At 61.9% G+C, this 20,270-nt stretch carries 12 protein-coding genes and 1 pseudogene; 5 read left to right on the top strand and 8 right to left on the bottom strand.

The window, feature by feature from the left end; genetic code table 11:
- Position 1 precedes the first annotated feature (1 nt).
- Positions 2-1,120: a 2-dehydro-3-deoxygalactonokinase gene (locus tag RHM57_RS13385; protein ID WP_322188326.1), complete on the bottom strand. Its 1,119-nt coding sequence runs from the start codon at positions 1,118-1,120 to the stop codon at positions 2-4.
- Between the two features lie 70 nt (positions 1,121-1,190).
- Between RHM57_RS13385 and RHM57_RS13390 the strand changes: the two genes are divergently transcribed.
- From RHM57_RS13390 to RHM57_RS13405, 5 genes and pseudogenes are all read left to right on the top strand, one after another.
- Entirely contained in the window at positions 1,191-1,997 is an 807-nt protein-coding gene (locus tag RHM57_RS13390) for an IclR family transcriptional regulator (RefSeq protein WP_322188328.1), read from the top strand.
- 342 nt (positions 1,998-2,339) lie between these two features.
- On the top strand, positions 2,340-3,338 hold the full coding sequence (locus tag RHM57_RS13395; protein ID WP_322188330.1) for a hypothetical protein: 999 nt from the start codon (positions 2,340-2,342) through the stop codon (positions 3,336-3,338).
- 96 nt (positions 3,339-3,434) lie between these two features.
- Positions 3,435-4,211 (top strand): hypothetical protein, encoded by a 777-nt coding sequence (locus RHM57_RS13400; RefSeq protein WP_322188332.1) that lies wholly within the window; start codon positions 3,435-3,437, stop codon positions 4,209-4,211.
- A pseudogene (locus RHM57_RS19625) lies at positions 4,159-4,407 on the top strand (DUF3037 domain-containing protein); the annotation flags it as partial. The gene RHM57_RS13400 and the pseudogene RHM57_RS19625, both read left to right, overlap by 53 nt.
- 249 nt (positions 4,408-4,656) lie before the next feature.
- Positions 4,657-5,091: a hypothetical protein gene (locus RHM57_RS13405; protein ID WP_322188334.1), complete on the top strand. Its 435-nt coding sequence runs from the start codon at positions 4,657-4,659 to the stop codon at positions 5,089-5,091.
- 369 nt (positions 5,092-5,460) lie between these two features.
- Here the strand turns inward: RHM57_RS13405 and RHM57_RS13410 are convergent, their stop codons facing one another.
- From RHM57_RS13410 to RHM57_RS13440, 7 genes are all read right to left on the bottom strand, one after another.
- Positions 5,461-6,561 carry an IS110 family transposase gene (locus tag RHM57_RS13410; RefSeq protein ID WP_322188336.1) on the bottom strand — a complete coding sequence of 367 codons (1,101 nt, stop codon included), beginning with the start codon at positions 6,559-6,561 and terminating at the stop codon, positions 5,461-5,463.
- 124 nt (positions 6,562-6,685) lie between these two features.
- A complete protein-coding gene (locus tag RHM57_RS13415; RefSeq protein WP_322188338.1) occupies positions 6,686-9,874 on the bottom strand; it encodes a type I restriction endonuclease subunit R in 3,189 nt (1,062 codons plus the stop codon).
- 692 nt (positions 9,875-10,566) lie between these two features.
- Positions 10,567-11,769 carry a type II toxin-antitoxin system death-on-curing family toxin gene (locus tag RHM57_RS13420; protein ID WP_322188340.1) on the bottom strand — a complete coding sequence of 401 codons (1,203 nt, stop codon included), beginning with the start codon at positions 11,767-11,769 and terminating at the stop codon, positions 10,567-10,569.
- Between the two features lie 110 nt (positions 11,770-11,879).
- Positions 11,880-15,068 carry a type I restriction endonuclease subunit R gene (locus tag RHM57_RS13425; protein WP_322188342.1) on the bottom strand — a complete coding sequence of 1,063 codons (3,189 nt, stop codon included), beginning with the start codon at positions 15,066-15,068 and terminating at the stop codon, positions 11,880-11,882.
- Positions 15,068-16,264, bottom strand: a complete 1,197-nt coding sequence (locus tag RHM57_RS13430; protein ID WP_322188344.1) for a restriction endonuclease subunit S — start codon at positions 16,262-16,264, stop codon at positions 15,068-15,070. The genes RHM57_RS13425 and RHM57_RS13430 overlap by 1 nt, the downstream gene beginning before the upstream one ends.
- Positions 16,261-17,877 (bottom strand): class I SAM-dependent DNA methyltransferase, encoded by a 1,617-nt coding sequence (locus RHM57_RS13435; RefSeq protein WP_322188346.1) that lies wholly within the window; start codon positions 17,875-17,877, stop codon positions 16,261-16,263. The genes RHM57_RS13430 and RHM57_RS13435 overlap by 4 nt, the downstream gene beginning before the upstream one ends.
- Positions 17,877-20,063 (bottom strand): hypothetical protein, encoded by a 2,187-nt coding sequence (locus tag RHM57_RS13440; RefSeq protein WP_322188348.1) that lies wholly within the window; start codon positions 20,061-20,063, stop codon positions 17,877-17,879. The genes RHM57_RS13435 and RHM57_RS13440 overlap by 1 nt, the downstream gene beginning before the upstream one ends.
- Between the last annotated feature and the right edge of the window lie 207 nt (positions 20,064-20,270).

Here is a 20,270-nt window from a genome sequence, read left to right on the forward strand (position 1 = left end):
CTCAGCCTTTCGAAATTGAAGGATGTTGCTGGAAGGGTTGGGAGGGCAGGATCCTGGTCTCGGAGAGGAGCCCGGCCGCAGTGGCGGCGTGCCACATCCCTGCCACAGCCGCAGTAGTCGTCTCGTGTGCCACCTGCAATCCGAACCTCTTGAGTGCTCGCCGATATCGGTCGTTGAGGTCGGGCTCACCGCACAGGAGGATCTCGCCGGAGAATTCGCCGAGCCAGGATGCTCGAATGCCGGCGATTTCGGTACCAATCAACAGGCCTGAGAGATAATCCTCAACCTGGGTCGGGTGCAACTTGCCAGTCATGACGAGCGTGCGAGCCAAGAAGGCCGTCATCAAGATTCCACCGTTCGGAGCCGCAGCGACCTCGAGGCCCCGGGCGAAAGCCTTCCAATCGGGCTTCTGCGATCGGACAGCTTGAAGGGACAAAGTGCTCTTAGTCGCGAGCAGTGAAAAGAACTCGCCGGTCATGTAAGTCGTGAAGGCGGTCACGGTCGTTCCCGAAACCCGCACCCACTTGGAATGGGTCCCCGGCAACAAAACGATCCGCTCGTCGCGCTGATGAGCGTTGAGCTGAGGGGCGCTCATCAATGCCCCAAGTACCTGTGTTTCTTCGCCGCGAATAACGTCAGGAAAATCTGAATCAACGATTAGCCCGGGAATGATGTGAACCATGACGTGTCGCTTCGTTGGAACGGGAGTCAGGATTCCCACGGTGGCAAGATCAGAAGGCAGCTTGCGATACGGGGTCTCGGCCCAGCCCTGATTGCTCCCGACCATGCCGCAGGCAATGACGGGAACGTCCGGCCAAAGCATGAGCCAATCGCCGCAGAGCGCCTCGAAGCAGTGTTCAAAAGCCTGCGCATGATCTGTTCCCGCCCGATTCGCATCTGACGTCACGGCCAGAACACCGGAACTTTGCCGGCGCTCGGACAACACAATTCCGAAATCTCCCAACAGATACGCTCTGAGCGAGCTGGTCCCCCAGTCCAGTGCTATCAATCGGGCTCGGCTTTGATTCGTCATCGACTCTTGGTTCCCTGCTGATTCGCTGAGGGGAATGTGCATCCCTGCCCGCACAACAAGACTGACGGGATCATCCCAATAATTCAAACGTCGTCTCATATACTGGGATCATGCGTATGCGAAATAGTCGCTCGGTCTGCGAGCAGCGGGAGCAAAGATGACCGACCCGGTGCAAACGTCCAACAACGTCGAATCCCGCCCGCCAGGAACGCAAACACTCTCCCGCGGTCTAGAAATAGTGCGCGCAGTGGCGACTGGCGCCACCGATTTGAAATCCGTGTGTCTGGCGACAGGCATAGGCCGAAGCACCGCTCACCGTCTCGTCCAACTCTTGGAACAGTTCGGGTATCTGCGCAGTACTCACGGCGCCGACTATTCTCTTGGGCCGACACTCATCGAACTCGGATTCCAGGCGCTGTACCAAAGCCCGGCATCCACCGTTGCCCGCCCCTTCTTGGAACTCCTGTCCAAGAAGTACCTCGATACCATTCACCTGGCCATCGAGGAAGAAGGACAGGTTCTCTATGTTGACAAGATCTCGGGCTCGCGCGGCGCGGAAATGCGCTCGCGCATTGGCTACCGGATGCCTCTGAGTCAAACAGGCATCGGGAAAGCGCTCCTCCTGGACGAACCGCACCGCTGGGAAGCCGTGTTCGACCAAGAGCACCACGGGCTCAATACTCCAAATGACGTTCGCAAGCTCTTCCTGACCCGCATGTCCAAGTACGCGAAACAAGGTTCAACACTCGACCTAGAAGAGAATGAACCAGGAATTCGCTGTGTTGCGGCACCTGTGCACAACGGAAGCGGTGCCGTCGTCGCAGCCATCAGCATCTCGGCCATCACCCCCTATATGCCAGCTGAGAGGATGAAGGCTCTTCAACCCGTGATGCAACAAACCGCTCTCGCGATATCAAGGAAGCTCGGCTACGCGGGACGAACCTTCCACGCTGATCCAGCGTGAGCTTCGCGTCCTGATCGTCGGATAGTCTCGGCCGCCATTCGCCCACGTCCCCACATTCCATGCACGACCCACCGGTGGTCGGAGTGGATGCCACACTAGGTGCGGCCGCAGCCTGGGCCACCACACCGCGTCCAGCCGTGCGTCGCCTGTTGCTCCAACGTCTTCCTGCTTGCGGTCATCGTCGTTAGTGAGGCCGATGTCGATGACTGCGCGCCACAGATTCCGCGACGAAACGCAGGTCAGCACACCATCACCTGACGACCTCTTCTCGGCCGCAACAGCCCAGTTCCTATTTCTGCCGCGATGACACACCTCGTCGTTGCATTTGACCTAAGGTCAGCTATGACCACCTCTCAGGGACCAAACGGCTTTCCGTTCAACCGCTCGATCGCGCCCGATTCTGAGCAGGTGGCCGTCACCCTCTGGCAGCTCACCTTCGTGCGGATCGCGGCGGCCAAGGCGAAGCTCGATGGAATATATGTGCAGGTCGTAGAAGACCGCTCCAGCCTTCGGCTTGACGATCGCTACTTGGGTACCTGGCGCACTGGCAGCCTGCACGTCGCTGCGATGCAAGCCGCGGTCGACGCGCTCATGACGGTGCAGGCAGTTCTTGAGCCCGTTATTGCCGGCACGGGGAAGCTGCCCATGTCCGGGCTGTATCCGGTGCTTCGAGCGGCCACTGAAAGCGCAGCTCTCGCGATCTATTTACTCGATCCAAATGATCGAGACGAACGCCTTCGCCGGAGCTATTTGACGGCGGTGGAAGACGCGAAATATCAGGACACGTTCGCGGCGTCGATGGGCAATCCGAACAGTTCGCTTCACGAACGTGCGAAAAGTGAGATTAAGGAGCTTATCGCCACGCGGCCTAGCCTCGGTGAGCCCCTAGCTTTTCGGTTCGCAAGGCTGAAATACAGCGACCTGGTAGAGAACGCGGATGCCATCATGGCGTCTGACCCGTCGACACCGACCGTGAGTCGCATGACGCTCATCGCATGGTGGCAACTGCTCTCCGGGTTGAGTCACGGAAAGCAATGGGCCTTCATCGTATCTATGGAACGCAGCGAAGCGATCGTGGACGAAGCGGATGAGTCGGCCCACGTACGCCAATCGTCCTCAGCTGCAGCCATAGCTATCGTCCTCCGACTCGGGGTTGAGACGCTAGAGGCAGCACTGCGCCTGTACGGGCACCGGTCCAAGTCGGCATGGGCTCAGCCGGAAGACGCATCCGAGCCGCCCTTTATGAGCTACACCGAACTGCACGGGCGGGCGAAGAGCGACCGTGAGGAACGGCTCTGCTCCCCAGAACGCCATAGCGCTGATTCACCGCATCGATGGTAAACCGCTATGAGTGGAAGAGTCGACTAAGAGTTGGAAGCGTCGATATCCGACGAAGGGTTGGTCTAGTGAAGCATCGTCCGTCGATATGCTGAGCGAGTGGCAACGCCCTCGGATAATCAAAACCTCCAATTGGTCACGCTCGTTGCGCCACTCCAAACCACCGAGTCGGGATCTGGAACCTTTCTAGGGTTGGCCTCCGATGGGAATCAGTATTGGATCAAAGCCCCAAATAACCCGCAGGGCGTACGCACGCTTGCTGCTGAGGTCGTCGTGCACGGGATTGGGGCCTTGATCGGCGCCCCAGTGTGCCGGACCGCCTTGGTGAACATCCCCATTTCGATGAATTCCCTGAATTGGTGGTTCACCCCGCAGCACAAACTGACCGGCGGCATCGGACACGGATCATTGAATGTCGATTCGGTAATCGTTTCAGACGAATGGACTACGTACTCGGCGCGTGACAACAACCGTGCCCGGCAAGCGCAAGTGTTTGCGCTCTGGGACCTTTGCATGGGCGGCGACCCTCAATGGCTCCATGACACATCGGATGACTACTCGATCTGGACCTTCGATCATGGATTCTGGTTGGGAGGCGATGGAGATTGGTCAAGCGAATCACTCAAAAGAGTTAGAACGAGTCCGTGGCAATACGATCTTGACCCCAGCGTCGCGTCCGCCGCAGCTCTCCGAGACGCAGCCACGGCCGTAGATGCACTGGATCGGGATGCGATCCGTAGCGTTACGCAGTCAGTGCCCATAGAATGGGGAATTCCCTCGTCGGACCTTTCCATCCTGGCGGACATGCTTTATTTACGTACCGATGGTGTCGCCAAACGTCTGGCGACGGCAGCTAAGAACTCAAGCTACGACTAGGAGGCGACCTGTGGAGTACCAGTATTGGGTGATTCGATATGTCCCAAATGTCGCGCGCGGCGAGTTCACCAACATAGGCGTTGTGTGCGGACGCGACGGCGGCGACTGGGCGGTGGAATTCGACAGGCACTCGGTAAAGAATCACGGGACGCTAAGCAATGATTTGAGTGAGTTAACTTCGTGGATTACATGGTTTAGGCGAACAGTCGAGTCTCCTGGCCGTTCGTCGCTATCCGCCAATGACATGGTCGTCGGCAGCGGTTGGATCGAGCACCTTCGGTCGCGGCAGGCAAACTCCGTGCAGTTCTCGTCGAGAGCACCGATTGACGTGTCGTCCGGGCGAGAAGGGGTTGCTCTCCTCTTTCCTCATCTGGTCGAGCGCGAAAGTTCTCGGCGCCAACGAACTGTGAATAGGCGTTCCCTAAGGGCCGAGGTTCGAGACACCATGGTTCACGAGATGGGTTTCAGACTTGGTCACGACTTGTTTGTTCAACCTCAAGCGATCATCGGGAAGCAACGTGGATCGTTCGATGTCGTCCGCACCCAGCGGTTAGTCGAGCGCGTCACTAACGTCTGGGCGTTCAATGTGGCGACTTTGGAGCCGCTGGAACGCGAGATTCAGTCCTGGAATTTCCTCGTCAGCCGTCTGCGCCAGGATGGTGCTTCCTTGCGCATCGCGGGCAATAGAGAACTCGCGCTAGCTCCAGACACTCCGGTCGAAGTCATCTACGACCCGCTGCGGTCTCAATCCGACCGCCAATGGCGCACAGACATATTTGAGGCCGCTATTGAGGCTTGGGAAATCAACCATGTGACTTTTAGAACACTTGACGAGTTTCTTAACTCGGCACGGGAAGACGATCTAGTTTCTGTCAACTGATATGTGCGGTTTTTTGTCAAGAGGGCGTGTTTGAGCGGCGCCCGTGATGATGGCCGTTCGGGTTGTGGTTGGTGGCTGCGGGGGTGCTTTTTCCCCGCTTCCGCCGGCCACGATCCGAGAGAGTTGAGTCTCGGGTGCTGCGGGGCTGGTCGCCGGGGCCGGAGCGTCGAGCGTGTCTTATCGACGCATGGTCAGACTGATATGCGCGGGTTGGTTACCGCAGGGCGAAGTGTTCGGCGGGAGTGGTGCCGCAGGTCTAGGGTCGGGCGTCGCACGACCTGAATGTCGTGCTGCTCATAGTTGAAAAGCGGGTCACTCCACATGCTTGCCGGTCGCTCCGGCCGGGGCGATCAGCCGGTCTTGAGGGGCTTATCCGTCCATGACGGCGAGGGACCAGCACCAGCCGGCGAGTTCTCGAGCGATGGCGACGTTCGCGATCACGGGCCGCTTCTTCCTCATCGTGAATGACGCCCATTGGCGATATAACCGTTCGTTGCCGGCCTGGCCGCGGAGGCGCGCCTCGACAGGCGCTCTGTCCCACCTGGCCTGCATCACGGACTGTTTTCCTGGGCGGTAATCGCGGCGATGCTGCCATGCTGCCTCGACGAGCAGCCTTCGGGCGTGGGAGTTGCCGGTCTTGGTGATCCCGCCCAACTGACGGGACTGGCCCGAGGAATACTCGGCCGGCACCAACCCGAGGAAGGATCCGATGGTGTTGCCGGTGAAGCGGTGCCAGTCGGTGATTTCAACAGCCAACGCGAAACCCGTCAACGGGCCGATGCCACGCAAACAACCAAGCCGGTTCACCAATGGTGTGAACTGTGAGTCCGCAGCCATCGCGTTGATGGCCTTGTCGAGACGGTCTCGCCTGGCGGAGGTCTGGATCACGGCTTCATAGTTCGCGTCGAACGCGGTCGTGAACGCGAGGTCACCGCCGCGGTGGGATCTCAGCCAAGCATCGTGTTTCTGCGTCCACGCTGCGCCGTCGGCATAGACGAATCCGTGTCGCAGGAGCAGTTTCGACAGCCGGTGCCGGGCGCCCATCAGGTCCTGTCGGGTGTCTTCTCGGGAGCGCACGAGATCACGAGCGGTTTCTTCCTCGACCGAGGGAACCCGCACCGCGGTGATCTCGTCCATCCGCAGCAGCCGAGCCAGGTGCTCGGCGTCACGCGCATCCGTTTTCACCCGGTCACCCGTTGGACGTTGCAGCTTCGACGGCGCTGCGACCACGCACGTCACTCCCGCTTCAGAGAGCTGCCGGAACAAACCGAAACCGGTCGGGCCGGCCTCATACGTCGCCGTCTGCGGGCCCGGCAACGACCGAACCCACGCCACGACTTCGAGCAGATCGCCGCCGAAGCGACGCCGCAAAACCTCACCTGTCTCCTCGTCGATTGCGAAAGCTACGACACTGCGGGCATGGACATCCAAGCCAATGAAATTACGAGAGATACTCACTGGGGCCTCCAAAGTTCAACTGTGGATAGGCCAACCCTCCAAGGCTGGTAACCCACGTCTACTTGAACGGAGGCCCCAGCCTCAAGAGCTGAACACACTCATATCGTCTAGATACCCATGCAATTGTCGGTGTCCACTATGCCGCTCGCTCTTCGCTGTAGCGCGGGGCCATGGACTCCATCTGCTCCATCACGAGCTTGATGGCCACGGGCTGGCGGTCCGGTGGATAGCCGTATTTTACGAGCAGACGCTTGATCGAGGAACGCAACTTCGCGCGAACGTCGTCGCGCACAGTCCAGTCGGTACGCACGTCGCGTCGCATCACCGCAACGAGCTCGCGGGCGATCTCGGCCAGCACCCCCTCGCCCTGAACTTCGACGGCCGACTCGTTCTGCGCCACGGCGTCGTAGAACGCGAGCTCGTCGTGGTTCAGCGGCGGCGCGAAGCCGGCGCCGCGGTTGGCCTCGGCGGCGACCTCACGTGCCAGGGCGACGAGTTCCGCGATTACCTCGGCCGAGGTGAGCTGCTGGTTCGTGTACTTGTTCATCAGCTCGGAGATTCGGTCTGAGAAGGCGCGCTGGCGCACCAGGTTGTTGCGCGTCGTGCGCACCGCCTCATCGGTCAGCAGCTTGCGCAGCGCCTCGATCGCAAGCTGCGGGTTACGCGCCTGCTGCGTCTTGGCCATGAACCCCGGGCTGAGATCGTAAAGCGACGGCTTCGGCATCCCGGCCGCCTCGTAGATGTCGAGCACCCCGCCCGCTGACGTCGCGGAAGCGATCAGCTCGCCGAGCAGGCGTTGCACATCCTCGGGCACCGGCTCCCCCCGGGCCTGACGGTCGGAGGCGTCGAACTTGGCCATCCACACCCGGGCCTCTTCGTACAGCTGGATCTCCGGCCGACGCTCCTCGAGCTCCTGCGACCCGGCACCCGAGCACAGCGCCCAGGCCCGGGACAGCTGGCCCGAGTAGCGCCGATACGCGGCCGCCAGGGTCTCCTCGCCCTCGGCCACCTGGCTGCCCGGCGTCGCCGGATCCCTCAGGAAGTTGACCGAACCGGTCACCGCGTTCAGGTAGCGCTTCGGCCCGCCCTTGGCGAGCTCCGCCTTCCAGTCGTACCCGGCGAGCATCGCGCGCAGTATGTCGACCAGCGACAGGGTCAGCACGATGGCGTCATCGACGTCGCGCCCGATGGGCTTGCTCTCCTGGTCGGTCTTCGTGTACTCGCCGAGCGCCTTGGCCAGGTTGTCGGCGAGCGGCGCATACGCCACGAGCAGACCGTCCTCCTTGCCGCGGAACGGGCGGTTCACCCGCGCGAGCGTCTGCATGAGCAGAGCGCCCTTGAGCGGCCGGTCCAAGTAGAGCGTGTGCAGCGGCGGCGAGTCGTAGCCGGTGAGCATCATGTCTTTCACGATCACCAGCTGCAGTTCGTCGTCGACGTCCTTGAGTCGGGCTTTGACCACGGCGTTGGCCGAGGTGCGGCGCACGTGGTCGATCACCGGCGGCTTGTCCGACGCGGTGCCCGAATAGACGACCTTGATGACGCCCTTGTCGAGGTCGTCGGAGTGCCAGTCCGGGCGCAGCGCCACGATCGCCGAGTATAGGTTCGCGCAGATCTCGCGCGTGCCGCCCACGATCATTGCTTTGCCGGGCGCCTCGATGAACTTGTTCATCTGACCGCGCCGGTTCTCCCAGTGCTCCACGATGTCCTCGGCGAGTGCGGCGATGCGGTCCGGGGCGCCGTACACGGCGTTGACCACGGCGACGGAGGCCTCGATCCGCGCCCGTTCGGTGTCGTCCAGCCCCACGGTGGCTTCGTCCGCGGCCTCGTCGAGGATCTCTTCCGTGACATCCGTTGCCAGGTTCACCTTGATCAGGCGCGGCTCGAAGTAGACCGGCACCGTGGCACCGTCGTCGACGGCGCGGGACAGGTCGTAGATGTCGATGTACTCGCCGAACACGTCGCGGGTGTTGCGGTCGTCGAAGGAGATAGGCGTGCCGGTGAATGCGATCAGGGTGGCGTGCGGCAGGGCGTCGCGCAGGTGGCGGGCGTAGCCGTCGAGGTCGTCGTAGTGGCTGCGGTGCGCTTCGTCGACGACCACGATGATGTTGCGCCGGTCGGAGAGCAGCGGATGCTCCGCGCCGGCCTGCTTCTCGGCCTCGCTGCGCCCGAACTTCTGCAGTGTGGTGAAGTAGATGCCGCCCGTGGCGCGGTTGCTGAGCTCGTCGCGCAGCTCGCTACGGCGCTTGATCTGCCGCGGCTTCTCCGGCAGCAGCAGGCTGGCCGCGAACGTCTCGTAGAGCTGCCCGTCGAGCTCGTTGCGGTCGGTGATCACCACGACCGTGGGGTTCTTCAGCTTCGGGTGCCGCGACACCAGGTTGGTGTAGAGCTCCATCTCCATCGACTTGCCCGAGCCCTGGGTGTGCCAGACCACACCGGCCTTGCCGTTGCTCTCCACCGCCTGCGCGGTGCTGCCGACGGCCTTGGTGACGGCGAAGTACTGGTGCGGTTTGGCGATCCGCTTGGCGAGGCCGTCGGCTCCCTCGTCGAACGCGGTGAAGGAGCGCATAAGCTGTAGGAACCGTTCCTGGTTGTACAGGCCGAGCAACGCGATCTCCATTCCGGTGGTCGCATTCCAGTCGTTCGTGTCACCGGGCTTCACCGGGGTGCCGTCGTCATCGACGTTCCACGGCGAGAAGTGGTTGAGTGGTGTGAACGGGGTGCCGTACTTGGCGAGGATCCCGTCGCTGGCGAGCGTGAAGACGCAGAACCGGAACGCCATCGGGAACTCCCGCAGGTACGTCTGCAGCTGGGCGTGCGCCGCGGCGACATCGGCCGTCTCGCTGCCGGCCTTCTTCAGCTCGATGACGCTCACGGGCATGCCGTTGCAGTAGAGCACCAAGTCGAAGCGCCGCTTGTAGTCGCCACGGACGAGCGTGACCTGATTCACCGCGAGCCAGTCGTTCTCCGACGGTTCGGCACTGACCAGACGGATGCTCGGATTCACCTCGGTGCCGTCGTCACCGATGTAGCTGAGGCGGAACCCCTCGATCAGGTAGTCGTGGATGCGCTGGTTCTCGGTGATCGCGTCCTGCGACTTGGGCGAGGCGATCTCGGCGAGCGCCTGCACCAGGTACTCCCCCGGAACGGTCGGGTTCAGCCGCCGCAGCGCGTCGAGCAGCCGCGGCCGGATGAGCAGCTCATCCCAGCTGTCCCGCTCCCCGCTGCCCGGCGCAATCTGCTCGCCCGCCATCGGCTGCCAGCCCAGCGGTTCGCTGAGCAGCTCGAGCGCCACCTGCTCCCACTCTGCTTCTGAAAATCCCGCCATCAGAGCACCCCCTCAAGTACTTTCTCTGCATCCCTCACCCGAAGCTTGCCAGACATGAGCTGCGGGAGGAGCGCGTCGCGGGTTGCGGTGAGGGTGCGGCTCTCTCTGCGCGCTCTCCCCGCGAGACTGACGAGATTGGTGACTAGTTCGCTACGTTCGCGACTGATTAGGCGCGGATCGATAATCAACGTGTTTAGCGCGTCGTTCGGTTTAACACGCTGATGGCTCCCTGAAGTCCCAGAAACCTTTGCGTCAAGCGCGATTGAAAATTCAGGCTGCGAAATAGCAGCCCAGAGCGCAGCCGTATTCGAATTCACTGGTTCCAAGACCAGGAACTCAGTGGAGGCCAAGGCAGGCCGGTCGCCGACTGACTCAACATTCCACGCCCGTGGGAAACGTGGGTTCAACTTTGAGAGCAATACGACCGGTCGATCGAGTCGGAATTTGGCGCTCTTGATGTCACTGGCTGAATCCGGCGCCGGCATGGCTCCGCCGTCGAAGGCGGGCAAACTGAAATGGTCAACTGTTTGATCGTCAAGTGAGTCGGGACTGCTGTCGGTTTGATTGACTCCTGATTTGTGAGGATCAGTTCTCAGGCCGCCTGCCGTTCGTCTCTGGGTTCAGAACCAGATCAAGTGGTAACTTCGGCCTCACCTTGCCGCACGAGCGCAACGACGTACTCCCCGATACAGTCAAACTCGTGCAAGCCTCCGCAGGAGTTTCGAGTATTCAGCAATGAAATAATCAGGCTCACGGTCACGCGAATAGAAGTTCTCGGAGTCAATTCCGTTTTCGTCATTCAATTTCAGATCATCGCGTATTCGTTTCAACTGGCCTCGCGGCACGTCTCGCCCATCGCCCGTGCTGACAAAATGGGTTGCCAGAAGTTCCATCTTCCTTGATCTAAATAGGCCACGCCGTCGAACTTCCACCGCCCTAGAGATTTCCAGTTTCTCCCCCCGCACTTGTCGAATTTCACATCCATAGCCTCTGAGGATCCGCTGCAGGGTGCGCCACGTTACGGTGCGCTCGTCCCTCCTGATGGGGCGACTATTCTTCTGAATCCACTCGCTGATTGCATAGGTTTCACGTTCGGCTTTCTGGTCATACTCAAGGCCCGAGGGTAGGAGATCGTGAGCTGCCACCTGCACCATCCAACGAAATAAGTCGTCCTGATTCGATTCCAGGACCACACCGTTTCGGTCGAGAATGACGAGCATGGCGACCAACGCCGTGCGCTTGTTTCCGTTATGAAACGGATGATTCTGCACCAGGGAGTGAAGCAAGGCCGCCGCAGTTGCAGACAGGGAAGTGTACTTACGCTCGCCACCGTAGCCTGCGTTCTGGCGTTCAACAGCACTCTCCAGAAGGTCCTCGTATCGGATACCCGGGGGATAGATGGGATCGTCAGTGAGAAGAAAATCCTGCTCCAGCTCCGCGTGAATGTCTCGGACCTCGTGGGATTCGAGACACAACACCGCTCGACGGGTGCCAACAGAGGCCCATTCGAATGGAGGAGCAGCCGGGAGAGCTTCTTGGGTCTCGTTCGTCGATGACGCAGTTGCGCGCAGGTCTTGTATGTGCTCGAGGCGCTTGATGGCCCCCTTTGGGATGTTGCGGGCCTGCTCGTGAAGCGTGTATCCAGTCTCCAGGAGGAGCGCTGAAATCTCCGACCTTGACATGGCCAGCTCGTACTCCCAGTAAGAAACTCGTCGACGACGGGAACCAGCAATTCCGACGGCGACTTCGGCCCGCTTGGAATCCTCAGGTCGGAGACGTGTCGAGGACTCATCAACGTAGTTGATCCCCTCACCCCATAAGGCGACAAGGACCTGTTCAACATCGAGGCCGCTTTCTTCCACAAGACTCGCTACGGACCAGTTTTTTCTTGCCACTTCTCCCCCACTTTTTGGTATTAGGTGACTTGCACGGCGAAAGTCGACATGCCCCCCGAAATTCCCGAGCGCGTTAACGTACTGCGGGCCAACGCTAAATATCGTCCAAGCTAGGCCGCTCGCTCTTCGCTGTACCGCGGTGCCATGGACTCCATCTGCTCCATCACGAGCTTGATGGCGACGGGTTGACGGTCTGGCGGATACCCGTACTTCACTAGCAAACGTTTAATCGACGAACGCAGCTTCGCGCGGACGTCGTCGCGTACGGTCCAGTCGGTACGCACGTCACGGCGCATCACGGCAACCAGCTCCCGGGCGATCTCCGCCAACACCCCCTCGCCGTGCACTGCGACGGCCGACTCGTTCTGCGCGACGGCGTCGTAGAACGCGAGCTCGTCGTGGCTCAGCGGAGGAGCGAATTCGGCCCCGCGGTTCGCCTCTGCTGCGACCTCACGGGCCAGGGCAACGAGCTCGGCGATGATTTCCGCGGATGTCAGCTGCTGGTTCGTGTACTTGCTCATCAGTTCGGAGATCCGGTCCGAGAAGGCGCGCTGGCGCACGAGGTTATGGCGTGTGGAGCGCGCGGACTCCTCAGTGAGCAGCTTCCGTAGCGCCTCGATTGCGAGCTGCGGGTTGCGGGCCTGCTGCGTCTTAGCGATAAACGCAGGGCTAAGGTCGTCGAGGGTCGGCTTTGGCATGCCTGCGGCCTCGTAAATGTCGAGAACACCGCCCGATGACGTGGCGGATGCGATCAGCTCACCGAGCAGACGCTGAACATCCTCGGGCACAGGCTCTCCCCTGGCCTGTCGGTCGGCGGCGTCGAACTTGGCCATCCATACCCGGACCTCTTCGTAGAGTTGGATTTCAGGCCGACGTTCCTCGAGCTCTTGCGATCCGGAACCCGAGCAAAGCGCCCACGCCCGTGAGAGCTGCCCCGAATAGCGCCTATACGCGGCCGCAAGATTCTCAACACCCTCCTCGACCTGGTTGCCCGGCGTCGCCGGATCACGCAGGTAGTTTACCGACCCGGTCACTGCGTGCAGGTAGCGCTTGGGGCCAGCCTTAGCGAGATCGGCATTCCAGTCGTACCCGGTCAGCATCTCCCGCAGCGTGTCGACGAGGGACACCGTGAGCACGATGGCATCGTCGATATCGCGCCCGATGGGCTTCCGGTCCTGATCGGTCTTCGTGTACTCGCCCAGGGCCTTGGCCAGGTTGTCGGCCAGCGGCGCATAGGCGACGAGCAGCCCATCTTCCTTGCCGCGGAACGTGCGGTTCACCCGGGCGAGAGTCTGCATCAGCAGCGCGCCCTTCAGCGGCCGGTCCAGGTACAGCGTGTGCAACGGCGGTGAATCGTAGCCGGTGAGCATCATGTCTTTCACGATCACCAGCTGTAGCTCATCGTCGACGTCTTTGAGTCGTGCTTTGATAACGGCATTCGCTGAATCGCGGCGCACGTGGTCGATGACGGGCGGCTTGTCGGATGCCGTGCCCGAATAGATGACCTTGATGACGCCCTTGTCGAGGTCGTCGGCGTGCCAGTCGGGTCGAAGCGCCACGATCGCTGAGTACAGGTTCGCGCAGATCTCGCGCGTACCACCCACGATCATGGACTTGCCGGGCGACTCGATGAACTTGGTCATCTGCGCGCGCCGGTTCTCCCAGTGCGCCACGATGTCCTCGGCGAGGGCGGCGATTCGCTCCGGTGCGCCGTAGACGGCGTTTACAACAGCGACGGATGCTTCGATCCGCGCCCGTTCGGTGTCATCGAGTCCCACGGTGGCTTCATCTGCGGCTTTGTCGAGAATCTCGTCCGTGACGGCCGTTGCCAAGGTCACCTTGATCAGACGCGGCTCGAAATACACCGGCACGGTGGCGCCGTCATCGACGGCACGGGAGAGGTCATAGATGTCGATGTACTCACCGAAAACCTCGCGGGTATTGCGGTCGTCGAACGAGATGGGCGTGCCTGTGAAGGCGATGAGGGTGGCGTGCGGTAGGGCGTCGCGCAAGTGGCGAGCATATCCGTCTAGGTCGTCATAGTGGCTGCGGTGCGCCTCGTCGACGACCACGATGATGTTGCGTCGGTCCGAAAGCAGCGGATGCTCCGCACCAGCCTGCTTCTCAGCCTCGCTGCGGCCGAATTTCTGCAGCGTGGTGAAGTAGATGCCACCAGTCGTGCGGTTGCTGAGTTCGTCCCGCAGTTCACTGCGGCGCTTGATCTGCCGGGGCTTCTCCGGCAGCAACAGGCTTGCCGCAAACGTCTCGTATAGCTGCCCGTCGAGTTCGTTGCGGTCGGTGATTACCACGACTGTAGGGTTTCTGAGCATCGGATGCCGCGACACCAGGTTGGTGTAGAGCTCCATCTCCATCGACTTACCCGAGCCCTGTGTGTGCCACACCACGCCGGCCTTGCCGTTGCTCTCCACCGCCTGCACCGTGCTGCCCACGGCCTTCGTTACGGCGAAATACTGGTGAGGTTTGGCGATGCGCTTGGCCAGGCCATCAGCCCCCTCATCAAAAGCGGTGAAGGAACGCAACAGCTGCAGGAACCGCTCCTGGTTATACAAGCCCAGCAGCGCTATCTCCATGCCGGTGGTCGCGTCCCAGTCGTTCGTGTCACCCGGCTTCACCGGGATGCCGTCGTCGTCGACGTTCCACGGCGAGAAGTGGTTGAGCGGTGTGAATGGCGTGCCGTACTTGGCGAGAATCCCGTCGCTGGCAAGCGTGAACACGCAGAACCGGTAGGCCATCGGGAACTCGCGCAGGTAGGTTTGCAGCTGGGCGTGCGCCGCGGCGACATCGGCAGTTTCGCTGCCGGCTTTCTTGAGCTCCACGATGCTCATCGGCATGCCGTTGCAGTACATCACGAGATCGAAGCGCCGTTTGAAGTCGCCGTGGATGAGCGTGACCTGGTTCACCGCGAGCCAGTCGTTCTCCGACGGTTCGGCACTGACCAGACGGATGCTCGGACTCACCTCCATGCCATCGTCACCGATGTAGCTCAGTCGGAACCCGTCGATCAGGTATTCATGGATGCGCTGGTTCTCAGTGATTGCGTCCTGCGACTTGGGCGAGGCGATCTCGGCGAGCGCCTGCAGCAGGTACTCCCCCGGAACTGCCGGATTCAGCCGGCGGAGCGCGTCCAACAGTCTCGGGCGGATGAGCAACTCATCCCAGCTGTCCCGCTCCCCGCTACCCGGCGCGATCTGCTCACCCACCGTCGGTTGCCAACCCAGCGGTTCGCTGAGCAGCTCGAGAGCCACCTGCTCCCACTCCGCCTCCGAAAACCCCGCCATCAGAGCACCCCCTCAAGTACTTTCTCTGCATCCCTCACCCGAAGCTTGCCAGACATGAACTGCGGGAGGAGTGCGTCGCGGGTTGCGACGAGCACACTGTTCTGAATCACAGCGGCAGTCACCGAGTCTAAGAGCGGTGTCACGACCGCCTCGATGCGAGACGCTCCTGCTGCGTCCAAGTCTGGAAGATGCAAGTGATCGAAAGTCTTCATCGTGATGGTGTCGAAGACCGATCCGTGCGCAAATGCTTTCGCGCGTGCGGTCGCACGAAGGATCGAGAAATAGAGAACTCCCGCGGGGAGCCTTCCCGGCGCAAACCCGTAGCATGACTGGTTGAAGGAAGAAGGTTTGGCTAGCCTGGCAACTGCTCCGACCGTCCCACGCGCCGTGAGGATCACACTACCCGCAGGGAGGGGCTTCGCTTTGGTGGTCGTAATCGCACTGTCTGAGATCCTTTCGTCAGTATCGATGATCACTCCGCAGCTCGCCCCCGTGACATCTTTGGCGGACGCCCAGAAATGTGAACCCTCCCAGAATTCAAGGTTGGCTCTCGCCGGAGTACCCCCAAGGATTGGGTTCAATACCTGGCCCATTGCGCGCACGGGGACACCGGCCACTGCCTGGTCGTATAGGGCGCCCGCGAGGCTGAAGGCCGCGTCTCCAACGCTTGAATTAGAAGTGACCTTGTCGTCGATCGCTCCAAGGACATCGGCGATTGCTCGCTGCGCATGAAGTGTGGGGAATGGTACCGTGAGCTTCCCCAGCTCGGTTAGGCGAATACCTGCTGCTGCCACCTGCTCCACAATCGTTTCCATTTGCCGACGGCCAGATGGAGAGTTGAAGTAATAGAAATAGAAGCGCGCATCGGCAATCGAGGGGTCCAATCGAGCACGAATGATGGAGCTCTCCCACGTAGTCGGTTCGTGGACCTGCTCAACGATGCTGCACTTTCCCGCACCTTCGAGCGTCAGGGAACGGCGCGCAAACATGAGGTCATGGCGCTTGAGCAAGCTCCGTTGCGCATTGAATCCTGTGAGATTCACACGCGCCATCTCAACGTTTGGAATTCGGGGGAATCTGAAAAGCTCGCCCATGTTGAGCATTTTGATGCCTGAACCGCGACTTGCGGCCGCAACCGTGACACCGCTGCGCAGGGGGTAATCCAAGAGCTCGTTGAAGACGATTTCCTTCGTCATGAAACGCGCCCCAACTGTTCGCGCACGACAACACCCAACCGCTCCGACTCGTCGAATTGCGCGAAGAGCTCGGCACTGAGCCGCGCAATTTTCTCTTTGATCGGCTCCCCGTCGCCCTCAACCTCCGCAGCACCGACGTATCGGCCAGGAGTGAGCGCATAGTCCGCATCTTTGATCTCGGCTAAAGACGCGGAGTACGCGAAGCCCGGCTGGTCTTCGTACGCGAGCGAAATCTCCGTTTCCGATGTCGTGCCGCGCCACGAGTGGAAGGTGCCAGCAATTCTCGCGATGTCCGCGCTCGAAAGTGCACGCTCTGCCCTGTCGACCATGTCACCCAGGTTGCGCGCATCGATGAAGAGCACTTGACCAGTGCGGTCGATGCTGCCGTGCTTTCCGGCCGCCTTGTCCTTGGCGAAGAACCAGGTGCAGACCGGGATTTGCGTGCTGCGGAACAGCTGAGTGGGCAGCGCTATCATGCAGGAGACGAGGTCTGCCTCGACTAGCTGAGAGCGTATGTCACCCTCGCCCCCGGAGTTCGACGTCATCGATCCATTCGCCATTACGACGCCGGCGCTACCGCCGGAGGCGAGCTTCGAGATGATGTGCTGAATCCAGGCGTAGTTCGCGTTTCCGGCCGGGGGGACGCCGTACTTCCAGCGCGGGTCGCTCTCGCTCCGCGCCCAGTCCTTGATGTTGAAGGGCGGGTTGGCGAGGATGAAATCGGCCTGAAGCTCGGGGTGCTGGTCGCGGGCAAAGGTATCGCCCCAACGGCTGGCGAGGTTACCGTTCAAACCGTGGATGGCGAGGTTCATCTTGGCCATCCGCCAAGTGCGCTCATTCAGCTCCTGCCCGTAGACGGAGATGTTGGAGCCCTCTTTGTTGTGCGACTCGAGGAACTTCTCGGTCTGCACGAACATGCCGCCCGATCCGCAACACGGGTCGTACACTCGACCGTGGGTGGGTTCGAGCACCTCGACGAGCACTCGGACCACGCCGGCAGGCGTGTAGAACTCACCACCGCGCTTGCCCTCGGCGTGTGCAAACTTCTCTAGGAAGTATTCATATACCTCGCCGAGGATGTCACGGGCCTTGGAGGCACCGTGGCCAGTGAAGCGAGCGGAGTTGAGCAGGTCGAGAAGTTCACCGAGCCGCCGTTGGTCGACGTTGTCACGGTTGTAAATGCGCGGGAGCGACCCGGCGAGAGTGGGATTGTCGGAGGAAATCAGGTCCATCGCCTCGTCGATGAGTAGTCCGATCAACTTCGGTGTCTCTCCTGGGATGGCTGGCAGGCCCTTCGCGTTCTCGGCGAGGTAGCTCCATCGGGCGCGGGCGCCGACCCAGAACACGCCCCGACCGGTGTACTCATCGACATCGTCGATTAGTTGGCCGATCTGGTCGTCGTTTTGGCCATCGGCCTCCAGCTCGGAGCGGATCTGCTCGCGGCGCTCATCGAAAGCGTCGGAGACGTACTTAAGAAAGACGAGGCCAAGGATGACGTCCTTGTACTGCGAGGCATCCATGGAGCCGCGAAGTTTGTCTGCGGCTTTCCACAGGGTGTCCTTGAGCTCTTTCATTGTCGACGGCAGCGCGGTGACTTTGACCTTCGGTGGCACTAGGGGGTTCCTTCCGGTGGAGCGAATGATGATGAGTTCTGTAGGCCAGCGGCCTGAGAAAGGGTGAGGGTGCCGGCGGTGACACCGGCCATTAGCAGGCCGGCGAGTTCGTCGAGCTGCGCGAGGCGTCGCCGTGCGTGTTCCTGCTCCAACCGTAGCGAGGCAAGGATGCGGGCGAGGGCAGCGCCCTGCGCGTCTGGTATCTGGCGTAGCGGCCACCGTCGCCAGCGCCTGTCTCCTGCGGCAAGCGCTGCGATGTCGGCGGCGAGTACCGCGCTGAGTAGCCCGTTCGGGTTGCCGGGGTTGATGCGCAGGATCCGGGCGGGGAAGAGAACAGCGGAGGTGCCGTTCTCGTCCACGATGGCGGCGGGGGTCGGGGCCGTGCAGAAGATCACGTCGCCTGGTTCCGTCACACGGCCGGCGGGATAGTCGGTGGCGAAAAGCAATGGGTCGATCCGACGGTCCCCAACGGCAGCCTCGCCACGGACTTCTGCCAGACCGATCACACGGATGCCCGTTGAGCGAGTGCCTGTGGCCGGAGCGCCGGCGTCGCCTCGAGGCGTCTCGTTGAGATCAGCGCCATCGATGCGGTTGCCCGGGAAGTAGCGGAGATGCCGCCCTGCGAGTAGTTGCTCGACTGATGCAGTCGTTGGCTGCGCTACGGAGCTGGCGGCGTTGTCGGCGCTGATTGGTGGGAGCGTGATCGCGAGGCCGACGGAGCGGACGGGCGTATCCGAGGCGGTCGTCGCCTCTCCGACCGGCGGCACTTCAGATGCCGGGTCGTTAAGAGCACGAAGGAGCTCGTCGACGCGCACGGCCAGTTCTGTACCCCGCGTGCTGCTCGCCGCGCATGCAGCAATGTGCGCGCCGGCAACAAGGGAGTCGCGGCTCGCGAGCAGGGTGCGGGTGAGCACGAGGCGGGCGAAGCGGAACGCGTGGGCGCGCACGGTGACACGGTCGCCGAGGGATGCGACGAGGTCGCTGACCAGGTCCTCGATGGCTGTTGGATTGAGTCGTTGGGCTGAGAGGTCGGCGACCATGGTCCAGCGATCGGCCAGTGGGACGCGGGCGTGGGCGGCACCCAGTACCCAGAGGGTCTGCACCTGCTGCGGTTTGTAAGTGAGGAGCCCAGCGGGGAGCCGCACGATGGCCCGCACGCGTCCGGAGCGCAGCAGGGACGACCGCACGGCGTCGGTGTCACGGGCGAGGCCGGAGTCGCTCAGCACGGCGCTCGGCGCCAGGATCACGGCGAGCTGGTCATCGTCCATCTGCAGCACGATCTGTTCGACCGCGGAGAGCATGTCGGTTGCACTCATGCGGGGCTCGTTCGCCGAGGGCAGCTGGGCGACATGCACGGCGCGGCCGGTCACGGAGAAGGCTCCCGACGGTTGAATCTCAAGCCCGTCCCGGGCGATGCGGTGCACGAGCAGGCGTCGGCGCACCAGCCGCGCGGTGTCGCTGTCGTCGTTCGCAGTGAGAACGGTCACGTCGCCAGAGGCGGATTCAGTGCGGGCGATGGCAAGGAGCACGTCGCTTGCGCCGCCGGTCGCGTCGACAAACGCTGGCTCGCTGGGCTGGGTTGCGGCGAGGGCGAGGGCGGTGCGAGCAATCAGGTCTAGGCCCAGGTCGTTCAGGGTCGTATCGCTAGCGCCCTGGGGCTCGCGTTTGAACCGATCCGCGAGGAGCCGCTCGAATGCTTCGGCCTCGCCATATGCAGCCTCGACTAGCGCGTCGACATAGCCGACGAGGCCAGCGCATTCCGCGCCGATCGCCTCGATCTCACGGTAGAACGCGTCATCGTCGGGGTCGTGTTCATCGGCGGCATCGACGAGGTCTGAACCCGTCAGCACACCCAGAGACCGACCGATCACACTGCGGAGGGCGAGGAGTGCCGTTACCTTGCGGAAGGTATCGGCCTGGGTGTGAGTCTGACCGTCCAGGACCGCGTGCGCAGCGGCATCCGCTGACGCCTGGGGATTGTTGCCGTGGCCGGTATCGTGCAGCCAGGTCCCGACCGCGTGGGCGTCGAACAACTCGCGACCATTTCGCACGGCAGCAGGGGCCGGGAATGGCGTGTCCGTCAGCGCGGACCGGCTGCGCCAGACCGAGACGACGGGGCGCTGCACGCGGGCGAGCGCTGCGATGTCGGACATCGACACCATAAGTGCCGGTTCGGCGATGCTCATGTGCGATTCCCCCTTCATCGTCCGTTGTTGGCGTGAGTTCAGGCTAGGCCACAATTCGTACTGAAGAGTCGGATTAGTGATAACCCCCTTTATCACACTCTCGTTCCATAGCGTCCGATACCCGGCTCTACCTTGGCTTTGCGCCCGATTCACCCGAAGGATTCGGCGTAGGCAGGCGCCGGGCGAGCACCAGGGGGAACAACCGCT

This window comes from Cryobacterium sp. 10S3, assembly GCF_034344045.1.
GTDB lineage: Bacteria > Actinomycetota > Actinomycetes > Actinomycetales > Microbacteriaceae > Cryobacterium > Cryobacterium glucosi.

Bases quoted from the DNA above. Each gene is read 5' to 3' on its own strand.
- RHM57_RS13395 (WP_322188330.1), top strand. From the start codon at position 2,340: ATGACCACCTCTCAGGGACCAAACGGCTTTCCGTTCAACCGCTCGATC.
- RHM57_RS13425 (WP_322188342.1), bottom strand. From the start codon at position 15,068: ATGGCGGGGTTTTCGGAGGCGGAGTGGGAGCAGGTGGCTCTCGAGCTG.
- RHM57_RS13390 (WP_322188328.1), top strand. From the start codon at position 1,191: ATGACCGACCCGGTGCAAACGTCCAACAACGTCGAATCCCGCCCGCCA.
- RHM57_RS13405 (WP_322188334.1), top strand. From the start codon at position 4,657: ATGGTTCACGAGATGGGTTTCAGACTTGGTCACGACTTGTTTGTTCAA.
- RHM57_RS13415 (WP_322188338.1), bottom strand. From the start codon at position 9,874: ATGGCGGGATTTTCAGAAGCAGAGTGGGAGCAGGTGGCGCTCGAGCTG.
- RHM57_RS13430 (WP_322188344.1), bottom strand. From the start codon at position 16,264: ATGACGAAGGAAATCGTCTTCAACGAGCTCTTGGATTACCCCCTGCGC.
- RHM57_RS13440 (WP_322188348.1), bottom strand. From the start codon at position 20,063: ATGAGCATCGCCGAACCGGCACTTATGGTGTCGATGTCCGACATCGCA.